The sequence below is a fragment of the Methanococcoides vulcani genome (genome assembly GCF_900111645.1).
GTDB lineage: Archaea > Halobacteriota > Methanosarcinia > Methanosarcinales > Methanosarcinaceae > Methanococcoides > Methanococcoides vulcani.
In genome coordinates this window covers 171549-184100 of record NZ_FOHQ01000003.1, presented here as the reverse complement: position 1 = coordinate 184100, position 12552 = coordinate 171549, and the positions used below count along the sequence as shown (strand labels likewise).

Genomic DNA, 12552 nt, shown 5'->3' with positions numbered 1-12552 from the left:
TATAAGACTAACGGCCTGAACATTTTTGTCGATAGAACTAAGTAACAGATACTCATGTTCTGATTTGAAAAATGCTATAGAATGCCATCGATCAATTGATGATCAGCAACTGGTTACGTTTAATCTGTAAATTTTGTGTTAAATTCATAGGTAATTAATATCTCTTCAAAAAATTGGAGGAAACATGCTCGAGGTAAAAGATCTGGTAGTTGAGATTGGCGGCAGGACGATCCTGAACAAAGTTAATCTCAAAGTAGAGCAGGGTAGCACCACTGTTCTTTTCGGCCCCAACGGAGCTGGTAAATCTGCACTTCTCATGACGATTATGGGATTTAGCGGTTACAATGTTGTTAGTGGGCAGATAATATTCAATGGTGAGGATATAACTAGCCTTTCAGTTGATGAAAGAGCAAAAAGAGGATTGGGTATTATGACCCAGAGACCACCTAACATGACAGGTGTTAAGCTCGAGAATCTTGTGAACGCTATATCCACTGAAGATAGTCTTGACACTGACGCGATCGCAAAGAAACTTGATATGGAGCGTTTCATGGAAAGGGACGTCAATGTTGGTTTTTCGGGTGGCGAGATCAAGAGATCTGAATTGTTACAGTTATCAGCACAGAACCCGTGCCTTTACTTGCTCGACGAGCCAGAGTCAGGTGTTGACCTTGTAAGCATTGAAGAGATAGGCAAGACCATAGACGAACTGCTGGCAAGCAGGTCAAAATGTTTTGTTGACCATAACAAGAGAGGAAATTCCGCACTTGTTATAACACATACAGGTCAGGTATTGGACTATGTTGAACCTGATATGGGTTACATACTTTGCAATGGTACTGTTGTGTGCAAAGGTCACCCACGTGAGATGCTCAAGGAAATAAAGAGTCAGGGATATGGAGAGTGCATTAAATGCAAACGGGGACAGCTTTAAAGGAAAAGGCCGAAAAGGCCATAACAAAGGTTGCAATGTATGGAGAGGACTTCGATCTTAACGAGTTCGAGGTAGGTACAAGAGAAGTTCCTTTAACGGATGATCTTGAAGATCTTGACAGTGATCTTAAGCAGACGCTTGTAAATGTAGGTGTTCTCCCTGATGAGAAGGACCGTTCAGGCAGTTTCCTGATGCTGGACAATGCAATATCCCATTCGTCTATTAGTGATCCTGACATTGAACTGATGTCTTTGCATGAAGCAATGGAAAAACATGACTGGCTGGAAGATTATTCCTGGAAGCTCGTTTCTGTGGATGCTGACAAGTACACTGCAAAAAGCTATCTTGAGAATGCTAATGGTTATTTCATTCGTGCACCTGCAGGTAAGAAAAGTTCTATGCCGGTGCAGACCTGTCTTGTCATGGGTCACAAGGATGCGACACAGACCGTTCACAACATCCTTATTGTAGAGGAAGATGCACAGCTTGATGTCATTACCGGCTGTACTACCAAAAAAGGTGTGGAAAGGGCAATGCACCTTGGTATCTCCGAGATATATGTCAAGAAGGGCGGTGTCCTTAACTTCACAATGATACACAACTGGGCCGAAGATATAGGGGTACGTCCAAGAACTGCTATCCATCTGGAAGAAGGTGCAACATTTGTTAACAACTATATCCTGCTAAAACCTGTGAGGTCGATACAGTCCTATCCAACTGCTATCCTGGCAGGAGAGGGTGCTTTTGCAAGGTTCCATACAATTGCTGTTGCACACCCCGGTTCTGAACTTGATCTTGGAAGCAGGGTACTTTTCAATGCTCCGAACACGAAGGCTGAACTTGTTTCCAGGACCATAACTACCGGCGGTAAGATCACTGCCAGAGGAGAAATGGTTGCAAATGAACTGCACTCAAAAGGTCATCTGGAATGTCATGGACTTGTACTTAGCAACAAAGGTACACAGCGCGCAATTCCAATACTTGAGGCAAATGTGGATGATGTGGAGCTTACACACGAAGCTGCTGTCGGAAGGATCGCAAAGGAGCAGGTCGAATACCTTATGGCACGTGGACTTTCCGAAGAGAATGCTGTAGGAATGATCGTTCGTGGTTTCCTTGATGTGGGTATAACCGGTCTTCCGGAAGAGCTTGCAGCAGACATTGACAAGACGATCGCACAGATCGGAAAGGATGCAATCTGATTTCAGATCGATCCTTTCATTTTCATTCTTTTTTTGTTTATTATCTATTTATCAATTATCTATTTTTAATTATGTATAGTATCCAATATATTACGAACTCATCCATCCTTTTATATTTTGATAATTTTATATAATAGCTCTTTTTATTTATAATAAGGGATTGCAATCCGAAAGATCGATCATATGGACCATACTTATAAATATTCAAGAGTTCCCATTGTAAGAGGGGTAAGAAATGAATTGGAAAATTCTATTAACAACTTTTGTTGTTCTGGCTGTTATCCTTAGTGGATGTACAGAATCGGGATCTGAGGATCGTGCAGATGCTGAGAAGGGTAAAGTGGTAATTGGTTCTAAATTGTTCCAGGAGTCATTTATTCTGGCGCACATGGCTGGCATCATGCTCGAGGAAGAAGGGTATGAGGTCGATGTACAACAAGGTCTTGGAGGCACTCTCATAAATTATGAAGGTCTCAAACAGGGCACTGTGGATGTTTATGTGGAGTATACAGGTACTGCATATAGCCAGATCCTGAAAGAACCCCCACTTGAAGTATGGGATCCTGAAGTGGTCTACCAGAAATCCGAGGAAGGTCTCAATGCTGATGGTGTTGTCATCGTAGCAGACCTTGGCTTTGAGGATGCATATGCACTTGCTGTAAAAAAAGATTGGGGCGAGGAAAATAATGTCTCTGACATCAGCGACCTGGAAGAATATGCATCTGAACTGATCATAGGCACTGATCCTGAGTTTGCAAACCGTGAAGATGGTCTGCCTCGCATCAATGAACTTTATGGTCTTGAGTTCAAGGCAGTCAAGCCTACAGTTGCAAACATCATGTACGAGGCTATCAAAAACGATGAGGTTGATGTTGTTTCAGCATATACTACCGACACCAGGAACGAACTATTCGATCTTCGCATCCTGAATGATGATAAGAATGCATTGCCTCCATACGATGCTATCATTGTGATGTCTGCGGAGTTTGCAGATGCAAACCCTGATGCGGTTGCTGCTCTTGAGAAACTGGAAGGACAGATCGACACAGACACAATGAGGGGTCTGAACTACCAGTTCGATGTCGAGAAGCGTGATGCAGAGGACATTGCAAGAGACTATTTGATAGAAAGCGGATTGATAGAGGCTTAATTCCTCTGTCATTCTCTTATTTTTTTAGTATAGCTGCAGAAACAGCTTTTTTATTGAGATCTACTTATGCCATCCAAAAGGATATTCGACAGGATAGATTCGATCCAGCTTCGTGGCGTGACCAAAAAGTATGAAGGCAGGTTTGCTATCAATGACCTGACCCTTGATATTGAAGGCGGTGAAATGCTCATTCTTATCGGTCCCAGCGGATCAGGGAAAACCACAACGCTACGTATGATCAATCGTCTGATCGAACCGGATTCCGGTACTATTCACATAAACGGGCAGGATATTATAGAACTTGAGCAGGTTTCTCTCAGGAGGAACATTGGTTATGTCATCCAGAACATCGGTCTTTTCCCTCACATGACGATAGCTGAAAATATAGGACTTGTTGCTAAACTGGAAGGCTGGGATAAGGAAAAGATCAGTGAAAGAGTAAAATACCTTCTGGATTTTGTATCCCTCCCATCAGAGATGTTCATGAACAGGTACCCTCATCAGTTAAGTGGAGGCCAGCAACAGAGGGTGGGGCTTGCAAGGGCACTGGTGATGGACCCACCGCTTTTGCTTATGGATGAACCCTTTGGTGCACTTGACCCTATCCTGAGAAAGCAGCTTCAGGAAGAGTTCTGTATTATCCGGGAGAAACTTGGCAAGACCATTATTTTCGTGACACATGATATCGAAGAGGCTTTCAAGCTGGCGGACAGGATAGGTATCATGGACGATGCAAAGCTCGTCCAGATCGGAACAGCAGAGGAATTGATCTTCCATCCTGCAAACGATATGGTGGCAAGTATTGTTGATACCGGGAAAAAGTTCAAACATCTTGATACTTTGAGGATAAGGGACCTCATGACTCCCCTTGACAATAAATATGTCCATGCTGCATCTCTTGCTGTCGATGAAGCGATCGATTCGATGCTTGCAAAGGACATCGAGCTTGCTGTCGTATCTAATGGCAACGAACCTGTTGGTATTGTCAGGTTACCTGACCTGATGCGTCTGGGGGAAACAAGTGATACCATTGGTGACCATGCTGTCAGTGTCCCGTCATTTGCCAGTGATGAGCTTCTTGAGCCTTCACTTAAGGACCTGCATGAGAAAGGTCATTCGATCGCATTTGTTACAGATAATGGCAGGATCAGCGGTTTCCTGTTTCCCAACGATGTCTTCAGGCAACTGGTTTGATAGGGAGTGAGTATTCTTGTTACTATCTGACCTCATGAACGTCTGGGAAGCAAATTCCCTTACCACTCGTACTATTGAGCATCTGACGATGTTTAGCATTGCTATTGTCATTGCTTCCATCATCGGGGTAAGCTTAGGTATCTACCTGTATAGCAGACCCGGAATTGCTCATCCTGTTCTCAATTTCCTGAACGTTGTGGAAACCATACCGGATATCCCGTTACTTGTACTTCTTCTGCCAATATTCGGACTCGGAGAGGAACCAACGATCGTGGCTTCTATACTTTATTCGCTTTTACCTATCACACGTAATACCTATACCGGCCTGAAAGAGGTCGACCAGCAGTATGTGGATATAGCACATGCAATGGGACTTTCCCAGCGGGACATCCTCTTCAGGGTGAGAATTCCACTGTCTCTTCCCATGATAGCAGGAGGATTGAGGATAGCTCTTGTCTTTACCATGGGTGTTGTGACACTTGGTGGACTCATCGCTGCAGGTGGTCTCGGAGCAGCACTCATAGCCGGCATTCAGCTCTATGAGGTCGGAACCATACTTGTAGCCGGTATCTGGACCGGTCTTCTGGCAGTGATCCTTGACGGTTTTGCCGGTTCAATTGAGAAGAAACTGCAGAGGAGGTATGGCACATGGTAACCATTGAGACAATCCTTGGACACACCGGTGAGCATCTTGTGCTGTTACTAACCACACTGTTCGTCAGTATTTGCATCTCCCTGCCCCTTGCATTTGCTTCCCTTTACAGCAAACGTGTTGGGTATGTCATTATGAAGTTCGCGAACCTTGCACAGGCAGTGCCAAGCTTTGCCGTTGTTGCTATTGTTGTACCTCTGATCGGCATAGGTTTCTATCCTGCCCTGATAGCAATTTTGCTGAGGGCACTTCTGCCTATTATCAAGAACACCTACATCGGCCTTTCCACAGTTAATGCCTCCATGCTTGACTACGCAGATGGTATCGGTCTTAATAAGTGGCAGATCCTCCGCTATATACGTCTTCCAAATGCCTATCCTGCCATATTTGCAGGTATTAAGTTCGCTTCTATTCTCATCAACAGCATAGCTATCCTGACAGCCTACATTGGCAGCGGAGGCCTTGGTGAACTTATCTTTGACGGACTTGTGGGATTCAACAATGAGAAGATCCTTGCAGGCGCCATTCCTGCAATACTGATAGCACTTACACTGGATGTGATCTTTACGGCAATGGAGAAGAAGCTGGTTCCCGACTACAGGAAATAAGTTTCACGATGTTTGAATACTGAACAAAAATACGAGGGTTCGAATCCCTCCCCCCGCACATATCAACGGGGATATAGGTAACAGCAAAAAAGTGTACGGGTTTGTGTGAGTTATATGCACAACCTTGTGTATAGTAGACTTAAAAAATCCCCTATATTTTTGTGTAACTAATAAATTTAAAAGTTCAAGTTTGTATTTACTGTACAAATAGACAAATAACTAACTATCCAATTCATTTTACAGGCGTAGCTTTTTAAGCTATAGCAGCAAGAAATAATTGGGGGTTGAATTATGAAAATATTAGTTGCTTATAATTTACAAAAAGATAAAAATGAAGAAAATGCTGAATTTTTATCAAAAGAAGATGTTCTAAGAGTCGAAAAGGCAATAAAAGAACTTGGTTATAAAACAAGTCTTGTTGAGGTTTCAGGTGAAGTAGATGAAGTAATAGAAAAAATAAAACTTTCTGAGCCTGATTTGATTTTCAATCTTGCTGAAGGTTCTGTCGGAGAATCTCGTGAAGCATTTTATCCCAGTTTATTTAAAAATTTAGGAATTCCATATACAGGAAGTAATTGTTCTTTATTGTTTTTAAACTTAGATAAGCACTTAACTAAAGAAGTTTTAAAGTCACATGATATAAAAGTTCCCAAAGGTTTTTTTGTGAAAAATAATGATTCAGTAAAAAATAATTTAAATTATCCAGTAATAATAAAGCCTAACTTTGAAGGTTCAAGTAAAGGAATAACTCAAGATTCAATCGCTCTTAATTTTGAAGAATGTTGTGAAAAAGTTAGTGAATTGCTGAAAAAATATCCTGCTGGAGTTATTGTTGAAGAATATATTGAAGGACGTGAAATTACTGTTCCGATGCTTGAATATTTTCCTGAACTTGCATTAGATATAGTAGAAAATACTTTTGATATAGAAAAAATAAATTATAAATATAATATCTATGACTATACGATAAAACGTGGTGAATACAATAATTGCGTTAAATCATCTATTCCTACAGATTTACCCAAAGATGTAGAAGAAAAAATAATTGAGGACTGTAAAAGAATTTTTAAGTTGATGAATTATAATGACTTTGCAAGAGCAGATATAAGACTCAGCAAAGATAATATTCCTTATTTTATTGAAATGAATCCGCTTCCTTCACTTCATCCAAAGGCTTCTTTAATGTTAGGAGCAAAGAATGTAGGTTTAGAATATAAAGATGTAATAAATAATATTATTCATTCAGCTATAAAAAGAACCAATCTAAAAGCAATTATTAGAAACTCTAAAAAGCAAGAGAAATTAAAAAATAAACAGAACAAAACATTAAGAGAAGAAGGAATAATCACTGGATATTATAAAACTGGTGAGTTTAATGCAATAACTGATGTAAAAGGAGTTATGGTGGGGCATTCAACACATATGAATGATGTTGTAATACCTGAAACAGGGGAAAAAACTAAAATAAGATCAGGCGTAACTGCTATAATACCGGCAAAAGATGTCTATGAAACAAGATTAATGGCTGGTGGTTTTGTTTTAAATGGTATAGGTGAAATGGCAGGTATGACACAAGTATTAGAATGGGAATGGCTAGAAACTCCAATTATGCTAACTAATACCATGTCTGTCGGGAGAGTTCATGATGGACTTATTGAATATATGCTTGAAAAATATCCTAAGTTGCACGGAGATAGAAGCGTAATAATTCCTGTAGTTGGTGAAGCTAATGACTCTTTTTTGAATGACACAAGAATTAGGTCTATAACTATTACTGATGTTAAAAAAGCTATTAACTCAGCAAAAGTTGGGGCAGTACTGCAAGGTTCTGTTGGTGCAGGAACAGGAATGACTAGTTTTGATTTTGCAGGAGGGATTGGTACTTCTTCAAGGTGTTTGCCAAAGAATGACGGGGGATATACCGTGGGGGTATTAGTATTATCAAACTTTGGCATTATGAGGAATTTAACTATTAATGGCAAAGTTGTTGGCACAGATTTAGATGAAATTTGTCCTAAAGAAACTAGAAGAACTAAATGTGACGGCTCTATAATTGTAGTTGTTGCAACTGATGCTCCAATGTTATCAAGTCAGTTGAATAGATTATCACGAAGAGCCGCTTTAGGTCTTGCAAGAGTCGGCTCACATGCAAGAACAACTAGTGGGGAAATAATAATTTCATTTAGTACAGGTAATCATATAAGCAGATATGAGCATTCACGAAAAAAAATTACGTCTTTAGAGATGGTTGGAGATAGTTTGACAAATAAGCTCTATGAGGCAACAGTTGAAGCTACAGAAGAAGCGGTTTTAAATGCAATGTTTTGTTCTGAAGGAATGGATGGTTGGAATAATCATTACAGCCCTTATATTCCACATGAGAAAATTTTAGAGTTATTAAAAAACTGAACTTTAAAAATTTTCCGAAAAGAGTTTATTCATATATTAAATACTTGAAAATGCCGGAAAGCATGTATATGTTCCTCAAAATGAAGGCAGGCTGTATCATATGTTCCCCATGAACATACATTTCCCAATATGATGATTTTCAAAACTATATCGGGATGCAGGTCACATGATTGAGTTTCTATGAAGGGCTGAACATCATATGTAGTTAGTGCAGCAGTTCTTTGCTCCTTTCGATACTGATTTATTCTGTTGTATAGTTCTTCTTCACTCTTTATTATTTTGTTTCATGTAATGAAAGTACCTTTCAAGAATCCCATCTCCTTCCATTAGTTGTAGGACATGTCAATGATTTCTTCCTTAACAGATCAGAATTACCCCTTCAGCAACATAAAGAAGTTGTTAAATATATTTCAACGCCTGTAGTCCCTATTTTCACAAATTAAGTGTGATGCCTGTAAAACCATATTTTACATGTAAATTTGAGTTGTAAATTTCACAATTCACATGTGAATTATCCATTAACAGAAACTTCATTATTCCAGTTTTCCACCCTTTCCCTTACATGAGCGTTCAAAGTAAACGGTTTATCACTCTTGGTATTCTGCTTCATGTAATGCAACGTACCCTTAGAAAATCCCATCTTCTTTCATTCGGTGTAGGACATATCAATGGTCTTCTTCCTCAACATATCTGTCTTGGAATCTTCCAATAGATATATATTAAATTACACACATTTTTTTAGCGGGGAAATGCAATTCGGGGTATTGCAGATTTTCTGGATCAATACAATATTGACGTTTATACTCATGCTGAAATATTGATGAAGAAAAATGATACAGAAGATCAGTCTCTGGCAGAAAGGTTATGGCCAGTTCATGTGCTATGACCAACCTATTGTACCCTGCAAGCAAACTGAACAAGTAGCTACAATAAAATATTGAGTGAAATTTAAATATTTCATCAATGACAACGGGAGGAATACAAATAAAAAAAATAGATTTCAAAGGGCCAAGAGATATGCACAAATCAAAATGTACTAACTGCGGTCAGGAAACAGAAGTGCCTTTCGTACCGGACCCAAACAGACCGGTATACTGCAGGGAATGCTTCCAGAAACACAAACCATCTAAAAAAGACTAAGTGGATGTGAATAATAATATTTTCTTAAAGATCAAAGTGAAATGTGCGGTTAGATAGAATATTTCTATCATGATCGCACAATCTATTTTTGGATTAATTTTTAGATCAATTTTTGTTTTAAGCAGTCTTGAGGATCATAAACAAGACCATATTAGTTCTAATTCATTCCTTTCAGTCACATAAACAGGCATCATAAAATATTTTGTTTTATTCTCTTTGGATAGTTTTATGTACTCCACTTATCAAAGTTTGGTTTACATTCACTGATAAATTCCAAGATGGAACCATTTCGCACTATTTTAAGTATCATCAATTCTGTTATGAATCACGGAGTTGCACTACAATGGATGTCCCTGAACTTATCAATGTTATCCGTTCCTCGCGCAGGTATGAAGGCCAGATCGTTCATGTCGAAACGATTCCTTCAAAGGAGCCGGAATATGGTGAGGTTTCACTGAAACCGTTGATAATGTATGCTCTCAGTGAAATGGGCATTAAGAAACTTTATACTCATCAGGCAGAGGCCATCAGGACAGCAAAGAGTGGTGAGGATCTTGTACTCTCCACCAGCACAGCAAGTGGCAAATCCCTGTGCTATATGCTTCCTATCTTCGAGACATTGATGGAAGATCCAAATGCAACTGCTCTTTATATTTCACCCCTGAATGCACTGGTCAATGACCAGCTTGATACATTCAGGGACTTTCGTGATCTCATGGGGATCGAGATGAACATCAACAGGTTCATCGGTACCATGTCATCTGAGGAGAAATCCGCTGTAAAGTACGGGAATCCCAGAATACTTTTCACAAATCCGGAAATGCTCCATTTGAGCTTCCTGCAATGGAAACACCAGTGGAAGAAGTTCCTCTCGAACCTGAAGTTCATTGTTCTGGATGAGAGCCATTCCTACAGCGGTGTCATGGGAAGCAATATGGCAAACCTGCTCAGGAGGCTCAATCGTGTTTGTGATCATTATGGAGCAAAACCCCAGTACATCTGCTGTACAGCTACCATTGGAAATCCGAAAGAACACACTTCTGCCCTGATAGGCAAAGAAGTGACACTGGTCAATAAGGATGGTTCAGGTGGTGGAATGCAGAAGTTTATTTTCTGGAATCCTCCCCTTTATTCCCGTTCACGCTCCAACAATTTCACTCTCCGGAAGGCAAGTTTCGGTGAGACTGTCGATCTCTTCACCACTTTTGTACAGAACGACCTGCAGACCATTGTATTTGCAAGATCAAGGCAGAAGGTCGAGAGGATGTACGTTGAAGCAAAGCAGAGACTTGAGCAGCGAAGTGACCAAAAGACCATCAGCCCTTACAGGGGTGGCTATCACGGGAACGAGCGTGAAGCGATAGAAAAGGGACTATCGAACGGGAACATCACAGGTGTTATCTCTACCACGGCTCTTGAACTTGGCATCGATATCGGAGGTCTGGATGCCTGTATCATGGATGGGTTCCCGGGGACCATCATGAGTGCAAGACAGCAATCCGGACGTGCAGGGCGTGGGAGTCGTGAAAGTGTTGTTGCCCTTGTCGCGGATTCCAATGCTCTTGACCAGTATTACATGAGAAATCCAACTGACCTTTTCAAGAAGGATTGCGAAGAGGCTGTGATCAATGTCTCTAATCGTTATATTCAGGCAGGCCATCTACTCTGTGCAGCAAGGGAGATAGCATTAAGACCGGAGGATGAGAAGTATTTCGGCAGTGATTTTGCTGAGATAATGGCAGTGCTTGAAGAGGAAGGATTGATTGAAGGCGATCACGAAAAACTTTGTACGGACGGCAAGGCACATATGTGTGTATCCATCAGGGGAATTGAAGGCGATGGCTATACCATTTTTGAGAAAGGAAGCCGTGCTCCCCTCGAAAAGGATATTGGCAGGCTAAGGGCATACAGGGAAGCTTTCAAGGGTGCTGTCTACATTAATAAAGGCACTCCTTATTCTGTTACTGAACTTGACCATGAGAAACAGATCATCCGGGTGGAGAAAGCAAAGGATGGCTATTACACAAGGTCACAGGTAGCTTCAGACATACATATCGTGGATGTGATCGATACGAAGCCTCTTCAAACATGCGATGGTGTCACTGTTGGTTTTGGTGATGTTGATGTCACCCAGCAGGTGACGGGATTTAAGAGATTCAGGCAACGTACCGATGAGGAGATCGGACAATCATCCCTCACGATGCCGAAGTTCAGTCTTGAGACCGAGGCCCTCTGGCTTGAGCTTCCTGAGAATTTCACTGACCTTGTGGAAAAGCATGAAAGGGATTTCAATGGTGGAATCCATGCGATCGAGCATGCCATTATAGCGATGTATCCGCTTCATCTTCTTGCCGACAGGAACGATGTGGGTGGAGTTTCCACTCCTGAACATATTGACCTGAAGAAGAAGAGCGGGATCTTTGTCTATGACGGTCATGCCGGAGGTGTCGGGTATGCTGAAGCAGGTTATGGCAGGATCGTCGAAATGCTTGAAGTGACATTGAAGGCTATAGAGAGCTGTCCCTGCAGGGATGGATGCCCAAGCTGTATCCAGTCCCCTAAGTGTGGTAACAACAACAGTCCTCTGGATAAGGATGCAGCAATAATGATCCTCAGAAAGATGCTTGGCAAACCTGAATATATCCCGAAGAGGAAGCACCTATCTGAGATCTCAAAGCAGAGGCCAGGATCTCCTGCTGTGAACAGGCAGCATGAGAAGAAGGACCAGAACGATCCTGCGGATGCATTGAACAGGGCAAGAAGGAAGCTGAAGCGCCAGGGGTCAGGATCCGCGGCTGAATGGATAAAACTGGGAATCGCTGCCGGAAGGGATAAGAAGGATCACAAAAAAGCATGTGATTGCTTTGACAAGGCCCTGCAACTGGAACCTGATAATAGTGTCGCACTTTCGAATAAAGGGATCACATACATCATGATGGGAAAACATACGCTGGCGTTACAATGCTTTAACAGATTGCTGGACCTTGGTTATGGGAAAAGTCATGTTGTATGGAAGAATAAGGGTACAGCTTTGAGGCTTCTTGGAGACCGTACCGGTGCCATTGAAGCATACAATGAAGCCCTCAGGCTAAAACCGGATGATGCCGGGACAAAGGGAATGCGGGATAAGTTAAGGGAAGCTGATAATGCTCTATATGGCCGCGATGACTTATAACAGAAAAGTTAAACAAAAATAAAAAAAGCATGACAGATCCAGACTTTTTTGTGGATAGGTTCATGCATTACTTCACTTTTAGTTGATT

At 41.2% G+C, this 12552-nt stretch carries 9 protein-coding genes; all 9 read left to right on the top strand.

All coding sequences use genetic code 11. The annotated features are described in order from the left end of the window. Positions 1-184 precede the first annotated feature (184 nt). The 9 genes from BMX02_RS06195 (at position 185) to BMX02_RS06155 (ending at position 12464) form a co-directional block, all read left to right on the top strand. Positions 185-934 carry an ABC transporter ATP-binding protein gene (locus BMX02_RS06195; RefSeq protein WP_091689824.1) on the top strand — a complete coding sequence of 250 codons (750 nt, stop codon included), beginning with the start codon at positions 185-187 and terminating at the stop codon, positions 932-934. Beyond that, the gene (locus BMX02_RS06190; RefSeq protein WP_091689823.1) at positions 913-2136 is read left to right on the top strand and encodes a SufB/SufD family protein; all 1224 of its coding nucleotides are present in this window, start codon (positions 913-915) and stop codon (positions 2134-2136) included. Before BMX02_RS06195 ends, BMX02_RS06190 begins: the two co-directional genes overlap by 22 nt. A gap of 235 nt (positions 2137-2371) precedes the next feature. After that, positions 2372-3286, top strand: a complete 915-nt coding sequence (locus BMX02_RS06185) for a glycine betaine ABC transporter substrate-binding protein (RefSeq protein ID WP_091689822.1) — start codon at positions 2372-2374, stop codon at positions 3284-3286. Positions 3287-3352: 66 nt separating this feature from the next. Then, on the top strand, positions 3353-4480 hold the full coding sequence (locus tag BMX02_RS06180; RefSeq protein WP_091689821.1) for an ABC transporter ATP-binding protein: 1128 nt from the start codon (positions 3353-3355) through the stop codon (positions 4478-4480). Between the two features lie 16 nt (positions 4481-4496). Next, positions 4497-5135 carry an ABC transporter permease gene (locus BMX02_RS06175; RefSeq protein WP_244625144.1) on the top strand — a complete coding sequence of 213 codons (639 nt, stop codon included), beginning with the start codon at positions 4497-4499 and terminating at the stop codon, positions 5133-5135. Then, entirely contained in the window at positions 5129-5740 is a 612-nt protein-coding gene (locus tag BMX02_RS06170) for an ABC transporter permease (RefSeq protein ID WP_091689819.1), read from the top strand. The genes BMX02_RS06175 and BMX02_RS06170 overlap by 7 nt, the downstream gene beginning before the upstream one ends. 291 nt (positions 5741-6031) lie before the next feature. Continuing rightward, entirely contained in the window at positions 6032-8149 is a 2118-nt protein-coding gene (locus BMX02_RS06165; RefSeq protein WP_091689818.1) for a P1 family peptidase, read from the top strand. Between the two features lie 1017 nt (positions 8150-9166). Beyond that, positions 9167-9289 carry a CxxC-x17-CxxC domain-containing protein gene (locus BMX02_RS12255; RefSeq protein WP_342210530.1) on the top strand — a complete coding sequence of 41 codons (123 nt, stop codon included), beginning with the start codon at positions 9167-9169 and terminating at the stop codon, positions 9287-9289. Positions 9290-9632: 343 nt separating this feature from the next. Then, entirely contained in the window at positions 9633-12464 is a 2832-nt protein-coding gene (locus BMX02_RS06155) for a DEAD/DEAH box helicase (RefSeq protein WP_091689816.1), read from the top strand. Positions 12465-12552: the final 88 nt, after the last annotated feature.